At 74.1% G+C, this 20,618-nt stretch carries 16 protein-coding genes; 6 read left to right on the top strand and 10 right to left on the bottom strand.

Annotated elements, in window-relative coordinates; all coding sequences use genetic code 11:
- Positions 1–81: 81 nt before the first annotated feature.
- The 6 genes from CTE05_RS09250 to CTE05_RS09225 form a co-directional block, all read right to left on the bottom strand.
- Positions 82–6,060, bottom strand: a complete 5,979-nt coding sequence (locus CTE05_RS09250; RefSeq protein ID WP_146845846.1) for a carboxypeptidase regulatory-like domain-containing protein — start codon at positions 6,058–6,060, stop codon at positions 82–84.
- A gap of 11 nt (positions 6,061–6,071) precedes the next feature.
- Positions 6,072–8,591, bottom strand: coding sequence for a carboxypeptidase-like regulatory domain-containing protein (locus CTE05_RS09245; protein ID WP_146845845.1), 2,520 nt, complete (start codon positions 8,589–8,591; stop codon positions 6,072–6,074).
- Entirely contained in the window at positions 8,591–10,801 is a 2,211-nt protein-coding gene (locus CTE05_RS09240) for a carboxypeptidase-like regulatory domain-containing protein (RefSeq protein WP_146845844.1), read from the bottom strand. Before CTE05_RS09240 ends, CTE05_RS09245 begins: the two co-directional genes overlap by 1 nt.
- Positions 10,798–11,370, bottom strand: a complete 573-nt coding sequence (locus CTE05_RS09235) for a Pvc16 family protein (protein WP_146845843.1) — start codon at positions 11,368–11,370, stop codon at positions 10,798–10,800. Before CTE05_RS09235 ends, CTE05_RS09240 begins: the two co-directional genes overlap by 4 nt.
- A 115-nt stretch (positions 11,371–11,485) precedes the next feature.
- Positions 11,486–11,878: a DUF4280 domain-containing protein gene (locus CTE05_RS09230; protein ID WP_146845842.1), complete on the bottom strand. Its 393-nt coding sequence runs from the start codon at positions 11,876–11,878 to the stop codon at positions 11,486–11,488.
- Positions 11,879–11,882: 4 nt separating this feature from the next.
- Positions 11,883–12,356, bottom strand: coding sequence for a septum formation family protein (locus CTE05_RS09225; protein WP_186814807.1), 474 nt, complete (start codon positions 12,354–12,356; stop codon positions 11,883–11,885).
- A 124-nt stretch (positions 12,357–12,480) separates the two neighbouring features.
- On the opposite strand from CTE05_RS09225, the gene CTE05_RS09220 reads away from it, so the two are divergent.
- The gene (locus tag CTE05_RS09220; RefSeq protein ID WP_146845840.1) at positions 12,481–12,936 is read left to right on the top strand and encodes an OsmC family protein; all 456 of its coding nucleotides are present in this window, start codon (positions 12,481–12,483) and stop codon (positions 12,934–12,936) included.
- The gene (locus CTE05_RS09215) at positions 12,936–13,676 is read left to right on the top strand and encodes a hypothetical protein (RefSeq protein ID WP_146845839.1); all 741 of its coding nucleotides are present in this window, start codon (positions 12,936–12,938) and stop codon (positions 13,674–13,676) included. The genes CTE05_RS09220 and CTE05_RS09215 overlap by 1 nt, the downstream gene beginning before the upstream one ends.
- A gap of 3 nt (positions 13,677–13,679) precedes the next feature.
- Here the strand turns inward: CTE05_RS09215 and CTE05_RS09210 are convergent, their stop codons facing one another.
- Entirely contained in the window at positions 13,680–14,669 is a 990-nt protein-coding gene (locus CTE05_RS09210) for an aldo/keto reductase (RefSeq protein ID WP_146845838.1), read from the bottom strand.
- Positions 14,670–14,704: 35 nt separating this feature from the next.
- Here CTE05_RS09210 and CTE05_RS09205 point away from each other — a divergent pair, with 35 nt between their 5' ends.
- The 3 genes from CTE05_RS09205 (at position 14,705) to rocD (ending at position 17,337) form a co-directional block, all read left to right on the top strand.
- On the top strand, positions 14,705–15,187 hold the full coding sequence (locus tag CTE05_RS09205) for an SRPBCC family protein (protein ID WP_186814806.1): 483 nt from the start codon (positions 14,705–14,707) through the stop codon (positions 15,185–15,187).
- 105 nt (positions 15,188–15,292) lie between these two features.
- On the top strand, positions 15,293–16,138 hold the full coding sequence (ddaH, locus tag CTE05_RS09200) for a dimethylargininase (RefSeq protein WP_146845836.1): 846 nt from the start codon (positions 15,293–15,295) through the stop codon (positions 16,136–16,138).
- Positions 16,135–17,337, top strand: a complete 1,203-nt coding sequence (gene rocD, locus CTE05_RS09195; protein WP_146845835.1) for an ornithine--oxo-acid transaminase — start codon at positions 16,135–16,137, stop codon at positions 17,335–17,337. The genes ddaH and rocD overlap by 4 nt, the downstream gene beginning before the upstream one ends.
- 146 nt (positions 17,338–17,483) lie before the next feature.
- Here the strand turns inward: rocD and CTE05_RS20220 are convergent, their stop codons facing one another.
- Entirely contained in the window at positions 17,484–18,641 is a 1,158-nt protein-coding gene (locus CTE05_RS20220) for a CAP domain-containing protein (RefSeq protein ID WP_186814805.1), read from the bottom strand.
- 134 nt (positions 18,642–18,775) lie between these two features.
- Between CTE05_RS20220 and CTE05_RS09185 the strand changes: the two genes are divergently transcribed.
- Positions 18,776–19,291, top strand: coding sequence for an Lrp/AsnC family transcriptional regulator (locus CTE05_RS09185; protein WP_371863362.1), 516 nt, complete (start codon positions 18,776–18,778; stop codon positions 19,289–19,291).
- Here the strand turns inward: CTE05_RS09185 and CTE05_RS09180 are convergent, their stop codons facing one another.
- Both CTE05_RS09180 and CTE05_RS09175 read right to left on the bottom strand, forming a co-directional pair.
- Entirely contained in the window at positions 19,292–20,230 is a 939-nt protein-coding gene (locus CTE05_RS09180) for a universal stress protein (protein WP_146845834.1), read from the bottom strand.
- A gap of 127 nt (positions 20,231–20,357) precedes the next feature.
- A partial coding sequence (locus CTE05_RS09175) for an HNH endonuclease (RefSeq protein WP_146845833.1) occupies positions 20,358–20,618 on the bottom strand: 261 nt, incomplete at its 5' end.

Here is a 20,618-nt window from a genome sequence, read left to right as displayed (position 1 = left end):
GGTGCTCGAGCACGTCGCGCACGTCGGCGCGGCACCGGAGCAGACCGGTGCTGTTCCGGTCACGCCGGGAACGCCCCGAGGTCACGGTCCCGAGACCGAGACCGTCGCGCTCTGCGACGCGACGAACGTCGTCGCGCCGGTGTACCGGGCCCGCACGTTCTGCGTCACGCCGGCGGCGGGCGTGTAGGTGCAGGTGGCGACGCCGGCGGTCAGCGCGACCGCGCCGCAGCCGGCGATGGCCGTCGCGGGTCCGGCGGCCGGGACGACCTCGAACGCGACCGTCCCCGTGGCGGCGGACGGTGTGACGGTCGCGGTGAGGACCCCGGCGGCGGCCGCGAGCGCGGTGGTCGTCGGCGTCTGGACCGTCACAGTGACCTCAGGGCTTGTGGAGGGCGCCCAGGACCCGGCCCCGGAGTACGCGACGCGCAGCGTCACGACGCCCGTGCCCCAGCCCGCGTCGGCGGTCGCGGTGACCGTCTGGTTGCCGCCCGTGGCGACCACCTCGTCGCCCACGTCCGTCCACGTGCCGGCCGTCGTGCGTCGCTGGAGCTGGAGCGTGCCGGGTTCGACGGTGCCGCCGCCGGACGCCGGCTGGACGCGCGTGGCCACCGACACCGTCCCTCCGGTCGCGACGGTCGCGGCGCCGACGGTCGCCGTCGTCGCCGTGGCCCGACCGGTGACGTCCATCGTGACCGACCGGAACGTGGTGCCGGCGGGGATGGTGCCGCCCGTCACCGTGACCACCCAGCCGCCCGCGACGGTCGCGGTCACCGTCGCGGCGGTGTCCGGCAGGAACAGGACGGAGTCGCCGCCGCCGACGGCCACCGTCACCGGCGTCGCCGTGCTGCCCTGGGTGACGGTCGCCTGGACCGTCGCGGGTGCGTCAACGACGCTCGACGTGGCGCGCAGCGCGAGCTGCGTCTCACGCACGGTCACCGCGGCCGGCACGGCGCCGGTGCCGGTCGCGGGGACGTCCACGGTGGCCGTGTGCGAGCCGAGGTGCCCGGACGGACCGGAGACCGTCACGGTCCAGGTGCCGGTGGGGACCTGGTTGAACGTCGTGGAGTACGTGCTGGCGCCGGCGCCCGTGCGGACGACGGGCTGCGCGGCCGGTCCCGTCGCGGTGGCGCTGGTCAGGCTGACCAGCGCCCCGGTGAGGTCCGTGCCGTTCGCGGACGTCACGGTCACCTGCACCTGCCGGGTGACGTCCTGCAGCACCAGGTCGACGACGATCCCCTGCCCGGGCTGCACGGCGACGGTCCGGGTCGCGCCGAGCCCGTCGACGGTCGTCGAGACGGTGTAGGTGCCCGCCACGACGACCGGGAACGCGTACTGGCCGTTGGCGTCGGACGTCGTGGTCCGGGGGTCACCGGTCTGCGGGGTCAGCGTCACGACGGCGCCGTCCACGAGGTCGAGCCGCCCGTCCGCGCGCTGGTGCTGGACCAGGCCCTGGATCGAGCCCGACGGGGTGGTCATCGGCACGCTGATGGACGGCGTCTGGCCGGGCGGGATGGTCACGGGCAGCGAGAGCGGCGAGTAGGTCGGGCCGGAGATGTTCAGGTTGTAGGTGAGCGGCGGCACGTCGAAGAAGACGTACAGCCCGCCCGGGCAGGGTGCGGTGCTGTTGTCCGGGCCGCAGGTCGGCGTGATGGTCCGGGGGCCGGTGGAGTCCAGGTAGCTGAGCTGCATGGTCAGGCCCGGCACCACCGTGGTGCCGTCGTACGCGCGGACCTGGAGCCCGCCGTTCTTCGCGGGCAGCAGGATCAGGGGTACGGAGACGTCGAGGCTCCCGAGGGGTGCGAAGTTCGGGTCGGGGACGGTGACGGCGGTCGCGGGCACCGGGTCGTGGCCCGGCGCCGTCGCCTCGACCTGCCAGCCGCCCCCCACCAGACCGTCCGTGACGGTGGTGCCGGTGAGGCGGTACGCACCCGTCGGGCCGGTCGTCCCGACGAACGGCGTCCCGCCGACGCCCTGCCGCACCGACACCTGCGCGCCGGGCAGGTCCTGCTCCAGCCCCGTCGTCAGCAGCGACCTCACGACGCCCTGCACCAGCCCGAGCCGCCGCACGGTGACGAGCTTGTCGTCGTCGGGACCGTCCCCGGCCTCGAGCCGCACCGTCGTGGTCACCCGCGCGTGCCCCGGCGCCCGGACCTCGACCGTGTAGTCGTCCGTGGGCAGGTCACCGAAGTCGACGTGCGTGTCCCCCGGGTTCGCCGCGCGCTGCTGGGTCGTGCCGCCCTGCAGCGTGATCGTCACGATCGCGCCCTGCACCAGCAGGGCCGGGTTCTGCGTGGTCCCGATGGTCACCCGCAGGAACCCGAACTTGCGCAGCGTGAAGACGAGCGCGTCGGGGTCGGGCGGCCGCGGCATGGCGACGCCGGGGTCGACCGTGAACGTCATGGGCGCGAGGTCGTAGCCCGGCAGCGTCGCCGTGACCGTGTACGTGCCGGGCCGGATGAGCCGGCTGCCCGTGGGGCCGGTCGGGTCGGCGCCCTGCGCGGAGTCCGACCAGACGACCGTCGGCGTCGTGCCCACCATCACCGCGGTCAACGAGAGCTGGCCGACCCCGGGCGGCGCGGACTGGACGGAGAACCGCACGTTGCGCACCGCGTCGGCCAGGGCGGTGGGGTCGAGGCCCGGCACGAACGTCAGGTTCCCCGAGAAGGGGACGCCCGCGGGTGACAGGGTGATCGTCGCCAGCGCGGACGTGGGCACGTCGACGGCCGAGAACGGCTGGAAGCCGGGCGCGGTGACCGTCACGTCCACCCGCGGCTGCACCAGGGGCAGCACCATCGTGCTCAGCGGGCTGGTGACCTCCTCGGGGCAGGCCCCGCCGTCGGTGCAGATGGTGAACGCGCCCTCGACGGGGGTGACGGCCGAGGCGGTCTCCCGGACCGGGGTCAGCCCGTTGAACCGCGTCGTGCCCGTGACCGTGACCGTCGCGTTCCCGACGGGGGTCTGCTCGCCCGCGATCAGCTGGGTCACCACCGTGCCGGTCACCTTCGCGACGGGCAGCGTCAGGACGATCTGGACGGAGACCTCCTGGTTGAGCCCCACGGTGACCGGGCTGGGCAGGGTGCCCGTGCTGATGCCCGTCGCGGTCACCTGGTAGTCGCCCTGCGCGAGCCCGATGACCTGCGTGAGCCCGTTGACGTCCGTGTCGGGTGTCGGGGTGGACAGGACCGACGCCGGGGTCGTCTCGACGGACGCCCCGACGGCGGGCACGAGCGCGGAGGTGCCGTCGGAGCGCATCACGGTGACGTTGAGCCGGCCGAGCCGGTCGAGCACCGCGTCGAACCGTCGCGACGACCCGGGGACCAGCGCCACGCTGCCGGGCTCGGGCGGCAGGTACTCCTCGTCGGCCGGCGGTCGGACGAACACGGTGTACGCGCCGGCGGTCAGGCGGTTGATCTCGTACGAGCCGTTGATCCCGATGAAGCTGCACGCCGCGCCGGTGATCTCGCAGGTCGTCACGCCGCGGGTGCACGGGTCGGGCGGCACGACGACGCCGGGCCCGGACGGCACGGCGATCACGCACGTGTTCGTGGACACGGCGCCGACGCGCGCCTGGACCGTCCCGACGATCGACGGCGACTGCTCCAGGGCGACGGGGGTCGCCTCGACGACCTGGCCCATCGGCACGGTGACGTTGACGTGGCCGTCCTCGTACCCGGGCGCGGAGATGGTCAGCCGGTAGAGGCCCGGCAGGAGGCCGGGGTCGGTGGCCGCGGGGAACGTGTAGTCCCGGTCCGGCTCCGTGACGGCCTCGAAGGTCTCGGTGACCCCGTTCGAGTCGGTGACGTCGCCGGTGATCGTGATCTCGCACGTCTCGTCCGGCCGGAGGTGCGGGCAGGTGACCTGCCCGCCGGTGCTCGCGTCGCGCACGCTGCCGCGGATGCGGGACGTCGCGAGGAGCCCGTCCCCGGGGATCGGCGTCAGCACCAGGTCCGCGCGCGCCGTCGTCCCGCTGGCCACGGTGACCTGAGCGGAGCCCGGCTCGTGCCCGAAGACGGTCGCGGTGAGCACGTACTGGCCGGGCGCGATCCCGGAGAACCGGAAGGTGCCGGACCCGTCGGACGCCGCCATCGTCTTGTACGTCCCGGCCGGACCGTCGAGCGTGAGCCCCGCACCCGCCAGGCCGCCGCCCCCGGTGGCCGTGACCGTGCCTTCGACCACCCCGCCGACGGAGGTCATGACGATGTCGAGCGGCGCGATGCCCGCGGGGGTCAGCTCGACCTGCCGCGTCTGCGTCGCGTACCCGTCGCCGGAGACCGTCACCGTGTACGACGCGGGCACGGGCAGGTCGGGGAGCACGAACGTGCCGGCGCGGTCGCCCGTCACCGTGGTCGCCGTGCGGGTCACCTCGCCCGCCGACGCGGTCACCGTCAGACCGCCCAGCCCGCCGAAGCCGCCGAGGGAGTCGGTGCCGCGCACGGTCCCCGCGAGCGTCGCGACCCCGCTGCGCAGCGCCAGGTTCACCGTCCGCGAGCCGTCGGCCTCCAGCCGCAGGAGCACGGACTGCGCACCCAGGCGCTCGGTGCCCGCGGTGACCAGGTAGGTGCTCGGCGTGGACAGGCCGTCGACCTCCCAGTACCCGACGCGCCCGCTCGTCGCGGTCCGGGTGGTCACCGTCGTCGTGCCGTCGGAGAGCGTGATCTCGACCCCGCCCGCGGCGCCGTCCGGGCCGGTGACCGTCCCCGACATCCGCCCGTTCCCGGGCACCATCTCGAGCTCCAGCGGCGCGGCGGCCGCCTCCGCACCCGTGACCAGGAAGCGCTGGGTCTGGTACCCGGGCTTCGACAGCACGATGAGGTAGCGGCCCGTCGCGGACAGGTCGGCGAACGCCCAGGTGCCCTTCTCGTCGGTCGTCGTGCTGCGCCGCTGCGACGCCTCGTCCGTGAGCTCGACCGGCAGCGCGGTGCCCAGGACCTTGCCCGCGCTGCTCGTCGACGGGGTGGCGCTGGCCGCTGCGAGCACCGTCGCGGCGAGGCGGCCGGGTGCCGCGAGCGCGACGAGCCTCCGGTCCGGGCCGGACGCGGTCGGCGGCGGCGTCTGCGTCCCTTCGGGGGCGAACGCCGACGCGGGCGCGACCTGCACCTGCACGCCCGCCGGCTCGGCCCCGGTGACCTGGCCGGCGACGCGGACGCCCGGGGCCGCCGGAGCAGCGGGCGCAGGCGCGTCGGGTGCCGACCCGTCGGTCCCGCCGTCGGCTCCCCCGTCGGTGCCCCCGTCGGCGCCGTCCTCCGACCCGTCGACCGGCTCCTTCGCCTGTTCCTGTGACCGGTCCGCGACCACCTGCGACACCAGCGGCAGGGCCGCCAGCACGGCCCCGACCCACAGCAGCGACACCATCGTGATCGCGACGGCCTTGAGCACGGTCGACGTGAGGAGGGGGCGCAGCGCGACGGAGCCGTCGAACCGCTGCGGCGCGCGCGCACCGGTCGCGACGACGTGGAACGGCGACCGCTGCGTGCTGCCGACCACCCGCGGCCGCAGGGCCCTGACCTGCCCGGGGATGCGGACGGTCTGGTGCGCCGCGAGGTCGACGTCGGTGGCGTCCAGGTCGACCGCGAGGTCGGCGTCGCCCAACGCGTCGAGACGCACCCGGACCGGCTGCTCGCCGGTGTTGGCGAGCACCACCTGGATGGGCTTGCGCCGGACCGCCCGGGAGTCCGCCGGCTCGACGCTGAGCACCAGGTCGCTGACGCCGTCGACGCGCAGCACCACCTCGGCCAGGGTCGTCGCGGGGGTGGTGGCGCCGGGGCCACGGGCCTCGACCGCGACGACGAACGGGTAGTCGCCGGGCGCGGCGCCGACGGGAGGCATCAGCGCCAGCTCGACGGTGACGGTGGCGTCCGCGGGGACCCCGGGGACCGCGACGGGCGCCGGCAGCCAGGCGCCCTCGAGGCCGAGCGCGGAGAACGCGAGGTCCTGCGCCTGCGTGGTGACGTTGCGCGCGTGCACCCGCAGGACCGCCGACTGGCCCGGGGCCGCGTGCGCGCCGGGCTCTGCCAGGACGCTCGGGGCGCCCTGCCCGGTGCGCTGCGGTGCGACGGCCACGCGGATCCCCCTCAGTCGGTCGGGACGGAGAGGTTGACGACGAGCTGCTGGCTCGCGCTGACGGTCTGCGGTGTCGAGGTGACCAGCACGGTGCCCGACGGCGTGGTGCGGACCTCGACGATGTAGTGCTCGGGGGCGCTGACGTCCTGGAACGCGTACGTCCCGTCGGCCGCGGTGGTCGTGGTCGCGACCGGCCCCGCCGCCGTCCCGTACTGCGCCGCGAGGTACAGCAGCACGGCCCGGCCGTCCTGCACCACGCCGCCCTGCGTCACCGTGCCGGAGATCGCGGCGGGTGCGACGAGGACGGGGCTGAGGTCACGGGTCTGCGACGCCGCGAGGACGACGATCGTCGAGGTCGGCCGCGTGCCGGCCCGCGAGAACGTCACCGTGTACGTGCCGGGGGGCAGCGTGTCGACGACGTACCGACCGACCTGCGACGCGGGCGTCGACGCGGTCGTCACGACCCGCTGCGTCGTCCCGGAGCTCACGGTCACGGTCACGTTCCCGACCGGGCTGGTCGCGCCCGTCGTCGTGCTCTGCCGGACGGTCCCGGAGATCGTGCCGTCCGCCGCCCGCAGCGTCGCGTTCACCTGCGTCGCGCTCGGCGCCCCGGACGTGACGTTCCCGAACCCGTCGAGGCTCACCGAGAGCACCTGCGACTCCAGGTCGGCACGGGAGAACGTCACCGTGTAGGTGGACGGGACGCGCAGACCGGTGACCTCCCAGCTGCCCGCCGGCGCGGACGACCGCGTGACCGTCTGCGCCGTCACCGCCCCGTCGGTCACGGTCACGACGACGCCGCTCGGGTCGCCGCCCGGCACCGTGACCAGACCGCTGATGCTCGACTGGTCCTGCCCGAGCAGCACCGCGACCCCCGTGAGCTCCTGCGCGGGCGTCAGCGTGAGGTTGAGCGTCGCGGGGGCGAACCCCTCCGCGGTCACGACCACGGTGTACGTGCCGGGGGTCGGCAGCCCGCGCAGCGTGAACGACCCCACCGGGTCCTCGGTGAGCGTCACCGTCTCGACGACGACCTGCCCCGCGCTCGCGACGACGGCGGCCCCGCCGACCGGGCCGGCGGCGCCGCTGACCGAGCCGGCGATGGACCCGTCGCCCGTCAGCAGCGACAGCTGGATCCCGCTGCGGTCCTCCCCCGCGGCCACGTCCACGCGCTGCACCGCACTGGCGAACCCGGCCTTGGACACCACCAGGTCGTACACGGCGGGCGAGGGCAGGTCGGCGACCTCGAACGTGCCGTCGGCGCCGATCGGGACGGTCCGCACCACGGCGCCCGTGCTCCCGGTCGCGGTCGCCTCGCCCGGCTCCGGCCCGACCACGCCCGCGAGCGGCGGCACGTCGAGCGGCAGCTCCACCGTCAGCTGGGCGCCCCCGACGTCCGCGCCCGTCACGGTGCCGGTGAGGGTCGCGGGCACGCCACCGACCACGACCGTCAGGCCTCCGACGGTCTGCCCGGTGGTCAGCTCGACCGGCTGCGCGTCCGGCTGCGCGGCCGCCGACGGGTACCAGGTAGGGGCGAACCCGGCGCCGGTCACCTGGATCGTGTACTCCCCCGCGGGCAGGTCCGACATCGCGAACGTGCCGTCCGTACCCGTGGCCTGCGTCTTCACCGGCTGCGACGGGTCCTCCGCACCGAACAGCAGCACCGTCACGTCCTGCGCGGGCGCGCCCGTGCTCAGCTGGATCACCGTGCCCTCGACCGTCGACGTCCCCGTCTGGGCGGCGGCCTGCCGGGCCTGCGCCACCTGGATGGCCAGGTCGCGGTCGGCGGCGGACCTGCCCACCACGGAGCTCAGCGCGATCGTGATGATGAGCGCGAACACGGAGATGGCCAGCAGGAGCCCGAGCAGCCCGAGCATCCCGCGGGACAGCAGCGGCTTCTGCACGAAGACACCCGAGGCAGCCGGTGGCGCATCCGTCGGCGGTGCCGACGGACCTTCCAGGCGCAGCTCGAACGGCCGCAGCAGCGGGTCGCCCACGAACGGCCGCTTCGCGCTCGCGGCGAGCGCCACGGACGTGCTCTGCCCCGGCGCGAGGCTGAACCCGTCGGGGTCGAACGTGTACGTCGTGGCGGCCTCGGGGTCCCGCGCGACGAGCCGGGCGTGCTGGACGGTGTTGCCGTCGTTGCGCACCACGGCGGCGAACCCGGCGACCTTGCCGGCGGTGACGGTCGCGGGTTCCAGGCTCACGGTCGTGCGCGGCAGCGCCGGGACGTCGATGGTGACGTCCTCGATGGCGATGGCCGCCTGGTCGGTGACGTCGCGGACCTGGACGGACACCCGTCGCTCGCCCGCCGGGATCCCCTCGGGCAGCGTCAGGACGATCCCGACGGACACCGACTCCCCGGGGAACAGCCGCGGCGACGGGTCCTCGATCTCCACCCACGACGGGTCCGCGCCGAGCACCCGCAGCACGTACCCGGAGATGACGTCGGAGCCGTTGGTGACGACGACGCCCAGCATCGTGGGCGTCCCGGGGGTCGCGACGGCCCGGCGCGGCTCGACCGCGAGGCGCATCAGGGGCTCCCCGCGATCGGGAGGTCCTGCGCCGTGGTCGCCCCCGGCCGGACGGTGACGACGGCGGTCGCCAGGACCGCCCCGCCGGTCGTCACGGACACCGTGTAGGTCCCCGCGGGCAGGTCGGGCAGCAGGTACGTCCCCGCGCCGAACCCACCGGACGCCGTCGTCGTCGTGGAGCGCGTGATGGTCCCGTCGGTGGCCTGGACCGTCGCGCCGGGGACTCCCGCACCGTTCTGCGTGACGCGGCCCGTCACGTTCCCGAGCGCCGAGCTGAGCGCCACGGTCACCGGGGCCGGCGGTCCGGCGTCCGTGAGCGTCACCGGCACGCTCGCCGAGGTGTAGCCGGGCTTGCTGAAGGTGAGCGTCACCGAGCCCGTGGCCAGGCCGGTCAGGGTGAACGAGCCGACGGACCCCGCCGTCAGGGTGGTCGTGGTCACGGTGCTCGCGGACCCGCCCGCGGTCACGGTCACGCCCCCGAGCCCGATGCCGAACGCGTCGACGACGCTGCCCGTCACGGTCCCCGCACCGCCCGCGAGCAGGACCCGCAGGTCTGCGCGCTGCTCGCCGGGGCCGAGGTCGACGACGACCGTCTGCGTGCTGAACCCGGTCTTGGTGAACGTCAGGACGTAGGTGCCGGGCGTCGCGAGGTTGGGCACGACGAACTGGCCGACCTGCCCGATCGTCGGCGTCCCGACGACCACCGGCTTCCCGTCCATCGTCGTGCTCACCTCGACGCCGCCCACGGGCGCCGACCCGTCGGTGACCGTCCCGGAGATCTGCCCGGGACCCGCTCCGAGCGTCACGTCCAGCGCGAACCGCGACTGCCCGCCCAGGACCCGCTCGGACAGGCTGCTCGGCTGGTAGCCCTCCGCGACGAAGCTCAGCTCGTAGGTGCCCGGTGCGGGCAGACCCGCGAACGTGTACGCGCCAGCGGCGTCCGTCTCGGTGACGTACTCGGTCGCCGGGTCGGCGCCGGCCCACGCCGGCTTCGCGGTGACCTGCACGACGACCGTGCCGGGCGCCTCACCCGTCTCGACGTTCCCGCTGATCGACGCGGGGTCCCCGGTGACCGCCAGGTCCACGCCGGTGGTGACCTGCTGGGCAAGGGCGTCGACCTGCGTCCCCGTCGCGAAGGACGTGCCCGCCTCGTACCAGACCGTCTCGTACCCCTGTGCGGCGACCTCGAGCAGGTACGGGCCGGGGAACAGCCCCGCGAGCGAGTAGCTGCCGTCCGCCTGGGTCGCCGCGGACGACACCTCGACCGGACCGTCGCGACCCTGCCGCCACGCCGTGACGGTGACGCGCCCGACGCCCTCCTGGTCGGTCGCGCCGAGCACCAGCCCCGTGACGGTCGCGCCGGTGCCCGCCGGGACCGGCCCCTCCTTGGGCATCGCGCCCGCGGGCGTGCCCTCCGGCAGTGTGCCCTCGGCCGTCGCCGTGTTCACGAAGAACGACGGCGGCGCGACCTTGGCGTACGGGTCCGCGCCGAGGACCTCGCGCATGCCGAGCACGAACGCGAGCGCCCACGCGGCGAGGATCGACAGCAGGACGAGCGCCGTGAGGAGCCCGCGGCTGAACGTGGACTTCTGCCGGAGCACCAGCTCGACGTCGGCGGTCGTCTCGGTCGCCTGCGCGACCACGCGCAGGGGACGGTCCCGGTCGGAGCCGAGCAGCTGGCGCGGGCCACGCGCCAGCACCGTCGTCGTCGCGACCGCACCCGCCGGCACCGTCAGCGTCGACGGCGTGATCGACGTGCGCAGGGTCCGGTCGGTGTCGACGGCCCGGAGCGCGACGTCGAGCGGCACGTTCCCCTCGTTGCGCACCTCGACCGTGAACGCCGCCCGCCCGCGCGTGCGCACGAGCGACGGGGTCGCGGTCAGCGCGAGGCGCGGCTGCGGCGGCACGACGAGGTCGAGGTCGTGGAACGCCTCCGTGGCACCCGGTGCGCTGCCCGCGATCACGAACGTCAGCGGGTACGTGCCTGCCGGGAACGCGTCCGGCAGGTCGAGGGTCAGGGTCAGGGCGCCGGACGCCTCCGGGAACAGGGCGAGCGCCCGGGGCTCGGACCGCACGAGCGTCTCGGGCAGCCCGATGGCCCGCACGGACAGCGACTCGATGACCTCGGAGGTGTTGATGACCTCGAGAGGGACCACCCCGGAGCCGCCGGGCGACACGTCCAGCCGCTCGACCGTGCTGCTGACCCTCACGAGCTGACGCCCGCCCGGATCGGGACGGCCGAGCCCGACACGGACGTGACCTCGGGTGCGGCGGCCTCCCAGTCGTACGCGTCCGCCGCGACCGTGACCAACAGCGTGAACGACGCCTTGAGCGAGCCGCCCAGCCCGGACCACACGTCGCGCGGCCGGTTGTGGTCGTCCGGTGCGAGCGCCAGCTGCACGGTCGACGACAGCGGCCGGGGCAGGTGCTGGCCGGGCAGCACCTGGTGCGCGAGCAGCCGCGTCAGCGCGTCACCGAGCAGCAGGTGCTCGTCGCGTGACGAGCCCGCCCACGCGCTGACCAGGTAGGACAGCTGCACCATCGGCAGGGCGTGCCGACGTTCCGTGGACCCGTTCGTCGCCGCCCTCGTCGACGGCCCCCGCGACGGCTGGCTGCTCCGGGCCACCCCGTACAGGAACAGGTTCACCGTCAGCCGGTTGACCTGCGCCGACCAGGTGCTCGACGGGGCCTCGAAGGAGATGTCCCCCTGCTCCGTGGACAGCGGCAGCGTCGCGCGCAGCAGGCGTTCCAGGCCGTCCTCGACGACGGGGATCAGCACGGCTCACCCGCCTCCTCGACGCGCACGAAGTCCCGCGTGACCAGGCAGGACGCTTCCCGCAGGCTATGCAGCGGCGGTTTGCGGGAGCATCGGTAATCGCTACCGAAGTTGCCCGTCAGCCCTCGAGCGTCTTCATCGCGCCCGGGTTGAGGATCTGGATGACGCCCCCGTACGCGCACTGGCAGGTGGCGCCCATCGTGAGGGCGGGCTTGCCGCCGACGAGGGTCTGCGTCGCGCCGTTCATCCACGGCGCGACCGTCGCGGGGATGCACGGCATGGGCGTCAGGACGCCGAGCGCCGCCGCCGTCGCCGCCGCGACCGTCGGGTTGGCCAGGCTCGTGCACATGCCGAAGGGCGGGATGTTGGCCCCGGGGATCATGTCGGTGATGGCCGCCGCCGGCTTGCCCTCGACCAGCACGCGCGCGACGGGAAGGACGACGAGGGTCGACGGCGCGATGCCGAAGCTGCACTGCAGCATGGCCGTCGCGGTGGCAGCGGGCTTGCCCATCAGGTCACCACTGCGTCCCCTCGACGGACTGCGTCAGCTGCGCCCCGTCGGTCGTCGTGACGAAGCACAGCGTCGTGCGGTCCTCGTCCTGCTCCCAGCTGCGCGGCGACGGGAGCAGGTAGGTGAAGAACAGCTCCGAGTCGCGGTAGTCGACGCCCACGTACCCTGCGTACTCCTGCGCGCAGGCCCCGTCGGCGAACGACTTGAGCGCGGCCTCGCCGGGGAACGTGTCGGGCGTCGTGTCCGTGCCGGGGTCGGTGTACGTCGCGAGCGCGTACGCCTCCTGCTCGTGCGGCACGTCGCACTCGACGCGGTCCAGCGTGGTGAACGTCGTCGTGATCTCCTTCGGCGCGGTGAAGCAGTCGCCGACCTCGACGTCGAACACCGAGACCTGGTCGGTGTCGTCCCGGTCGAACAGCGAGCACCCCGGGAGCACCAGCACGACGCCCGCCGCAAGCACCCCGCGCCACACCCTCATGGAGGTGCAGCCTAGGAGCGGCGTCGGAGCCGTCCATCCGTAGTCGTTGCGTAACTTGCGCCGACAAGAGACCTGCCACTTGCGCCGACAAGAGACCTGCCGCACCCCGTGGCAGGATCGCGGGATGACGACGGAGCAGACGACAGCGCCCGACATCACCAAGAACGCCGGGGACACCGAGCTCTGGGTGGAGCGCACGGGCAAGCGCCTCTACACGGGCCGCAACTCGCGCGGTGCCGAGGTGAGCATCGGCGGGGTCGAGGTCGACGGGGCGTTCAGCCCGGGCGAGCTGCTGAAGATCGCGCTGGCCGGCTGCAGCGGGCTGTCCGCCGACTCCAAGCTCGCGCACCGGCTGGGCGACGACGTCGACGTGGTCATCAAGGTCAGCGGCATGGCCGGCGACGAGGACCGGTACCCGGCGTTCGCCGAGGAGCTCGTGGTCGACCTGAGCTCGCTCGACCCGGAGGCCCGCGAGCGCCTCATCACGGTCGTGCACCGGGCCATCGACTCGCACTGCACGGTGGGCCGCACGCTCGACGCCGGCGCGAACGTGCAGCTGACCGTCACCGGGGAGCGCTGATGCCGAGCATCGTCGAGGCGGCCCTCGCGAAGGCCGTGACCATCCCGTCGTCCACGATCCACGCGCACGTGAGCTCGTTGCGACGCAGGAACCCCGAGGCGACCCCCGAGCAGCTGGTCCGCCTGCTGGAGAAGGAGTACCTGCTCGTCGTGCAGTCCACCGGCGGTGCGGTGGGTGCGACGGCGGCGGCCCCGGCCGTCGGCACCGGGGTCGCCCTCGCGCTCACGGCCAGCGACATCGCCACGTTCTTCGGGGCGTCCGCCGCGTTCGCGCTGGCCGTGGCCTCCGTGCACGGCATCGAGATCGAGGACGTCGAGCGCCGTCGCGCGCTCCTGCTGACCACGATCCTCGGGGACTCCGGCGCCAAGATCGTCACCGACGGCGCGGAGCTGACCAGCGTCAGCGTCGCGCGGGCGCTGCTCACGCGGATGCCCATGGCGACGGTCCGCAAGGTGAACACGACCATGACCCGGCGCTTCGTGCGGACGCAGCTCACCAAGCAGACCGGGCTGGCCGTCGGCCGGATCGTCCCGTTCGGCATCGGCCTGGTGATCGGTGTAGCGGGCGCCCGCGCGCTGGGCAAGAACGTCATCGAGGGCGCGCGCCGCGCGTTCGGCCCGCCGCCGCTCGCGTTCCCGAAGGTCGTCGAGGTCGCCGCTCCGGCCGACGCACCCGTGATCCTGCCCGCGGAGCCGAAGCAGGTCACGGGCCGGTTCAAGCGGATCGGCTCCAAGAAGTAGGGACTACCAGCGGGCGTGGACGTGCTGGCGGATCCGCCCGTCGTAGATGCCGCGCAGGCCGTCGAGCGTCTCCTCGTCGATGGGTGGCAACGACGCCGCCTGCGCGTTGGAGACGGCCTGGACCGCCGAGCGCGCGCCGGGGATGACCACGGACACGCCCGGCTGGTCGATGATCCACCGCAGGGCGAGCTGGGCCGTGGTGGCACCCGCCGGCGTCAGGTCGGCGACCTCGCGCGCGGCGGCGACACCGACCTCGAACGGCACGCCCGCGAACGTCTCGCCGACGTCGAACGCCTGCCCGTCGCGGTTGTAGGACCGGTGGTCGTCGGCGGCGAACTGCGTGCCCTCGTCGTACTTCCCGGACAGCAGGCCCGACGCGAGCGGCACGCGCGCGATGATCCCGACGCCCTCGGCGGCGGCGAGCGGCAGCACCTGCTCCAAGGGCTTGCGCCGGAACACGTTGAGGATGATCTGCACGGTGGCGACGTTCGGCCGGACGATCGCCTCGAGCGCCTCGTCGACGGTCTCGACGGACACCCCGTAGGCGGCGACGCGGCCCTCGTCGACGAGCACGTCGAGCGCGTCGTAGGTGGACTCGCGCCGGAAGACCTCCGACGGCGGGCAGTGCAGCTGCACGAGGTCGAGGGTGTCGACGTCGAGGTTCTCGCGCGAGCGGTCGGTCCAGGCGCGGAACCACGAGAGCGTGTACGCGTCGGCGACGTGCGGGTCCGCGCGGCGGCCCATCTTCGTCGCCACGGTCAGCCCGTGGTTCGGCCCGCGCGCGGCGAGGAACGAGCCGATGAGCTTCTCGGAGCGGCCGTCGCCGTACACGTCGGCCGTGTCGAGGAACGTCACGCCGGAGTCGACGGCAGCGCCCAGCACCTCCAGCGCCGCCTCGTCGGACACCGACCCCCAGTCCGCGCCGAGCTGCCAGCACCCCAACCCCACGACCCCGACCGACCTGCCTGTGCGCCCTAGCTGCCTGCTCTCCATGGACAGGGACGCTACCCGCGCGGACGATGGGGCGCGTGACGAGCATCCCGATCGACGCCGTGGTCCGGTCCTTCCCGGTCGATGCCGCGGCGGCGTGGGCGCTGGTCGCCGACCTGCGCAACCACGAACGCTGGATCCCGCTGACCCGGGTGTCGCTCGACGGTCCCGCGGCCGCGGGGGCCACGGTCACCGCCGTCTCGGGGCCGTTCGCGCGGCGGGGGTTCCCCGGGCTCGCCGACGTGATGACCGTCGACCGCTACGACCCGCCGGTCGGCGCGGAGCCGGGCGTCGCGACGTTCACGAAGATCGGGCACGTGCTCAAGGGGCACGCGAGCATCGTCGTCGTGCCCGCGGGGCCGTCCTCCAGCCGGGTGTTCTGGAGCGAGAACGTCTACCTCGCGGGCCCGCTCCCCCGCCGACTCACCGAGGCCGCGCTCAAGCCGTTCCTCGGCGGGATGGTCCGGTACGCGCTGATGAAAGCCCGCCAGGAGGCTCACGCAACGAATCGCCACGCTTAGGTTCCGCGACGCAACGGATCGCGGCCCAGCGCACAACCTGAGATGAACGGCCCGGAGCGTACCGGCTCGTAGCCTTGGGGGAACGACACGCCACGAGGAGCCTTCATGACCCCGACCGCCCCCGGACGTACCGATCGCCGCTACCTGATGTGCGAGCCCGTCCACTACACGGTGTCCTACGAGATCAACCCGTGGATGGACAAGACCAGGTACACCGACGCCGACCTCGCCGTCCGCCAGTGGCGCACGCTGCGCGACGTGTACCTGGACCTCGGCCACACCGTCGAGACGATCGACCCGATCCCCGGCCTGCCCGACATGGTCTACGCCGCCAACGGCGCGACCGTCCTGGACGGCGTCGTGTACTCCGCGAGGTTCCGCTACGCCGAGCGCCAGCCCGAGGGTCCCGCGTACCAGAAGTGGTTCGCCGACCGCGGCTACGTCACGCACACCGCCGCCGAGACCAACGAGGGCGAGGGCGACCTGCTCGTCGTCGGCAACCTGGTCCTGGCCGGCACGGGCTTCCGCACCGACCGCGCCGCGCACGCCGAGCTCCAGGAGCTGTTCGGTCGCCCGGTCATCTCGCTCGACCTGGTCAGCCCGCACTACTACCACCTCGACACCGCGCTGGCCGTGCTGTCGAGCGACCCGGCCGACCCGCAGATCGCGTACTACCCGCCCGCGTTCTCGGCCGGCTCGCGTGCCGTCCTGCGCCAGCTCTTCCCCGACGCGGTCGAGGCCACCGAGCGCGACGCGGTCGCCCTCGGCCTCAACGCGGTCTCCGACGGGCTGAACGTCGTCGTCGCCCCCGGCGCCGTCGACCTCGCCGCGGCGATCGCCGCGCGCGGCTACAACCCGATCCCGGTGGACACCAGCGAGCTGCTCAAGGGCGGCGGCGGCGCCAAGTGCTGCACGCTGGAGATCCGCCCCGCCTCCGGCTCCGGACGATGACCCTCGTGGATGCGGGGCTCTCGGTCCTCGCGCCCAACTACCACCCCCTGCCCGTCACGCTGGTCGAGGGGCTCGGCTCGTGGGTGACCGACGACGAGGGCCGGCGCTACCTGGACCTGCTGTCCGGCTACTCGGCACTGAACTTCGGCCACCGCCACCCCGTCCTCACCGCGGCTGCCCACGCGCAGATCGACCGGCTCACGCTCACGTCCCGCGCGTTCGACCACGAGCTGCTCGAGCCCTTCGCGGCCCGCCTGGCTGCGCTGATCGGCCCGCTGGTCGCCGGCCCGCCCATGGTGCTGCCGATGAACACGGGCGCGGAGGCCGTCGAGACCGCCATCAAGGCCGCCCGCAAGTGGGGCTACGACGTCAAGGGCGTGCCCGCCGACCGCGCGACGATCGTCGTCGTCGACGGCAACTTCCACGGCCGCACCACCACGATCGTGTCGTTCTCCACCGACCCGGACGCACGTCGCGGCTTCGGCCCGTACACGCCCGGGTTCCGGGTCGTGGCGTACGGCTCCGTCGACGCCGTGCGCGAGGCCATCGACGAGACGACCGTGGCCGTGCTCGTCGAGCCCATCCAGGGCGAGCAGGGCGTCGTCATCCCGCCCGACGACTACCTGCCCGGCCTCCGCGCGCTCTGCACCGCGCAGGACGTCCTCCTCGTCGCCGACGAGATCCAGTCCGGCCTCGGCCGCACCGGCACCACGCTGGCCTCCGAGCTCTGGGGCGTGAAGCCCGACCTGGTCACGCTCGGCAAGGCCCTCGGCGGCGGCGTCCTGCCCGTGTCCGCCGTCGTCGGCCGGTCCGACGTCCTCGGCGTCCTGACCGCCGGCACCCACGGCTCGACGTTCGGCGGGAACCCGCTCGCGTGCGCGGTGGGTCTCGCGGTCGTCGGCCTGCTGGAGACCGGCGAGCTGCAGGCGCGGGCGACGACGCTCGGCCTGCACTGGGGTGCCCGCCTCGACGCGCTCGTCGACGAGGGCCTGCTCGCCTCGTCGCGTCGCGCGGGCCTGTGGGCCGGCCTGGACGTCACGCCGCCGCTGACCGGCCGCCAGCTCTGCGAGCGCCTCCTGGCCCGCGGCGTCCTCGCCAAGGACACCCACGGCAGCACCATCCGCCTGGCCCCGCCCCTGACGATCACGGTGGAGGACCTGGACCTGGCGACGGACGCCCTCACGGACGCCCTCCGCTGACCCGTCGCGGCTGCCCCACCCCCACCGCGAGCGTTCCGAGGACGTGGCTGCCCCCGCGACCACGTCCTCGGACGCCCGGTCGCCGCACATGACGACGTCCGAGCACCTGGCCGTCAGGGCGGCCAGATGCTCGGACGTGCCAGGCGCTAGCTGAAGCGCACCGCGCCGTAGAGCCAGCCGTTCAGGCTCGCGCCGCCGACGGACATGCTCGACACGTCGGTCCGACGCATCTGGGCGTCGTGCCCGGCGGACCGGGACCAGGCGGAGACCATCGAGGACGCCGAGCCGTTGCTCACGCAGGCCACGATGTTGTCGCCGCCGGAGTGCCAGATGCCGCCCGCGTTGGCCATGGTGATCGAGTGCGACACGAGGCTGCCGCTGCGGGACACCGACAGCTGGGAGAGACCGAGCGAGGCACGGTAGGCGTTGATGGCCGAGCCGATGGCGGACACGCTCGACTCGCCCGCCCCGGAACCGCTCGAGGTGCAGACCTTCCCGCCGGACGGGATGCTCGCGCCGCTCGGCGCGACGGGTGCGGTGCCCGCCGTGGACTTCTGGGTGGTGGACCGGGGCGCCGTGGACCGGGCCGGGGCCTTGGCGACGGAACGCGCCGCAGCCGCCTGTGCGGCGGCTGCGGCGGCGGCCTGCTCGGCGGCGATCCGCGCATTCTCCGCGGCCTGCCACGCCGCCTGGGCGTCGACGGCGGCCTTCTCGGGTGCGGCGACACCGGCGACGAGCGTGCGCAGCGACCGCAGGCTCACGTCGGGAGCGGTCAGGGCGGCGCCGACGGCACCGGACGCGCCGGCGAGGGCGGCCCGCGGGGCCTCCCCGGCGTTCGGCACGGCGGCGAGGGTGGCGTTCGCGTGGTCGACGGTGGCCTGCGCGGCACTCGTCGCGGCGGCGCGGCTGCTCTGGTACGCCGCCTGGGCGACGACGACGTCGGCGGAGCGCTCCGCGACCGCGTCGCGTGCTGCGGCGAGCACGTGCTCGTCCACCCGCTGCCCCGCGGCGAGCGCCTCCGTCTCGGCCCGCTGCGCGCGCTGCTCCGCGGCGTAGACGCTGCCGCCGGCCGCGACGGCGAGGACGAGACCTGCGGCGAGTCCGACCCAGACGGCCCGGCGGGTCCCGGCCGACCGCGGTACGGCGGGATCGGGCTGGGGCTCGACGAGGGGAGATGGTGCGGCGTGGGGGTGTGGGACGTCGATGACGGTCGGTGGATCTGCGATCACCGGTGTCGGTGCACTGATCACCGACGGCCGCTGGCTCGGGACCACATCGAGCCGTTTCTGGGTCTCCTTGACCACGTCGCCTCCCTCGCTAGACCCCAGAAGCTGGGGCCTCCCCTGATCTCGGCACGTCCTGCGTCCGCCTTGAGGCAAGTTGCCCTATTTGTTGAATCACCCGTTCGGCGTATTGCGTGCACATTGTCATCGTTTGGATGACCACACCAATCGAGAGCATGTCCGCGATGATGAGGGACGTGACGGACGACTCCGGGCTCGACGCCCTCGACACCGCGATCCTGCGCGTCCTCGCGCTGGACGCCCGGGCGACGTTTGCGCAGGTCGGGGAGCAGGTCTCGCTGTCCGCACCGGCCGTGAAGCGCCGGGTGGACCGGCTCCGTGAGCGGGGGGTCATCCGCGGGTTCACGGTCCGGCTGGACCCCGCGGCGATGGGCTGGCAGACCGAGGCGTTCGTCGAGCTGTTCTGCCAGGGCTCGACCAGCCCGGCGACGATGCGCGCGGCCGTCGAGCACTACCCCGAGGTCGTCGCCGCGAGCACGGTGACCGGGGACGTCGACCTCATGGTGCAGGTGCGCGCGCGGGACATGCGCCACCTGGAGCGGGTGGTCGAGAGGCTGGCTGCGGAGCCCTTCGTCGCGCGGACCCGGTCGACCGTGGTGCTCTCGGCGCTCGTCCGCCGCCCCGACGTCCCCCCGGCCCCCGCGGGCTGACTACCCCGCGACGGCCTCCGCGGTGGCGCACCGGTTGGTGACCACCATGACGGGGCAGTCGGAGTGGTGCAGGACGGCCTGGCTGGTCGACCCGAGCAGCAGCCCCGCGAACCCGCCGCGGCCCCGCGACCCGACCACGATCAGGTCGGTCGCGACGGAGAACTCGGTGAGCAGCTCCGCGCCCGTGCCGTCGAGCGCGATGCGCCGCACGGTCAGGTCGGGCACGTCCGCCAGGGCACGGTCGACGACGACGTTCAGCCCCTCGGTGACGTCCCGCAGCACCTGCTCGTGGTCGACGGCCGCCGGCAGCCACGCCAGGACGCCCGACATCGACCCGACGGGCACACCGGCCACAGCGGTCAGCTCGGCGCCCCACGCCCGGGCCTCACCGATGGCGTAGCGCAGGGCGTGCTCCGCCTGCGGAGACCCGTCGACGCCGACGACGATCCGCTGGACGGGACGCGGAGCCGGGATCGGTGCGTCGTCGGGCAGGGCCTTGCCGGCCTCCCGCAGCGGGACCACGACCGTGGGGCAGTACGCGTGCGCGGGCAGGGCCGACGAGACGGTGCCCAGCAGCCGGTCCGCGAACCCGCCCCGGCCACGCGTCCCGACGACCGCGAGCCGGACGGAGTGCGACATCTCGACGAGGACCCCCGCGGCGTCGCCCGTGAGCACCTTGGCGGTGACGGGGACGCCCATCGTGGACACGCGCTGCGTCGCCTCGGCGAGCACCGCCTTGGCGCCCTCCTGGATCGCGGTGTCGTCCAACGCCGCGTACCCGCCGTCGAGCGAGGCCGCCGTGAACGACGGCAGCGAGTAGCTGCAGACCAGTCGGACGGCCCAGCCGTGGGTGCGGGCCTGTGCCGCGGCCCAGTCGAGCGCGTGCAGGCTCGCCGCCGATCCGTCCACCCCGACGAGGACCACATCGTCACGCGTCATCCGGAGCCTCCGTGCTCGTACCGAGCCCGCCGTGCGCTCGTCCCAGTGTCCTCCTCTGAGGCCCACTTGCGCCTTCGAGTTCCCGGAATGATGCCATACGTTGGTGGATCCTTGACGAAGACGAGAGTCAGGCCACGACGTACGCCGACCACAGCGGTTCGGACCGGACCGACGTGGTCCCGAACGCCACCGACCAGCGCGGCGCGCGCGGCACGAACGGCAGCTCCCAGCCGATCTCGTGCAGCAGCCGGTCGGCCTTGCGGTGGTTGCACCGGACGCAGGCCGCGACGACGTTCGTCCACTCGTGCCGCCCGCCGCGCGAGCGCGGGTGCACGTGGTCGACGGTGTCCGCCCCGCCCCCGCAGTACGCGCACCGGTGGTCGTCGCG

Origin of the sequence: Cellulomonas terrae (genome assembly GCF_007990265.1) — a bacterium.
GTDB classification, from domain to species: Bacteria; Actinomycetota; Actinomycetes; order Actinomycetales; family Cellulomonadaceae; genus Cellulomonas; species Cellulomonas terrae.
The sequence above is the reverse complement of the archived record's forward strand: the minus strand, read 5'-3'. Positions and strand labels throughout refer to the sequence as shown.

What these genes read in the sequence shown, in the direction of transcription:
- CTE05_RS09245 (WP_146845845.1), bottom strand. Translation starts at nt 8,591, where the DNA reads ATGCGCCTCGCGGTCGAGCCGCGCCGGGCCGTCGCGACCCCCGGGACG.
- CTE05_RS09230 (WP_146845842.1), bottom strand. Translation starts at nt 11,878, where the DNA reads ATGGGCAAGCCCGCTGCCACCGCGACGGCCATGCTGCAGTGCAGCTTC.
- CTE05_RS09225 (WP_186814807.1), bottom strand. Translation starts at nt 12,356, where the DNA reads ATGAGGGTGTGGCGCGGGGTGCTTGCGGCGGGCGTCGTGCTGGTGCTC.
- CTE05_RS09220 (WP_146845840.1), top strand. Translation starts at nt 12,481, where the DNA reads ATGACGACGGAGCAGACGACAGCGCCCGACATCACCAAGAACGCCGGG.
- CTE05_RS09215 (WP_146845839.1), top strand. Translation starts at nt 12,936, where the DNA reads ATGCCGAGCATCGTCGAGGCGGCCCTCGCGAAGGCCGTGACCATCCCG.
- CTE05_RS09210 (WP_146845838.1), bottom strand. Translation starts at nt 14,669, where the DNA reads ATGGAGAGCAGGCAGCTAGGGCGCACAGGCAGGTCGGTCGGGGTCGTG.
- ddaH (WP_146845836.1), top strand. Translation starts at nt 15,293, where the DNA reads ATGACCCCGACCGCCCCCGGACGTACCGATCGCCGCTACCTGATGTGC.
- rocD (WP_146845835.1), top strand. Translation starts at nt 16,135, where the DNA reads ATGACCCTCGTGGATGCGGGGCTCTCGGTCCTCGCGCCCAACTACCAC.
- CTE05_RS09185 (WP_371863362.1), top strand. Translation starts at nt 18,776, where the DNA reads ATGACCACACCAATCGAGAGCATGTCCGCGATGATGAGGGACGTGACG.
- CTE05_RS09180 (WP_146845834.1), bottom strand. Translation starts at nt 20,230, where the DNA reads ATGACGCGTGACGATGTGGTCCTCGTCGGGGTGGACGGATCGGCGGCG.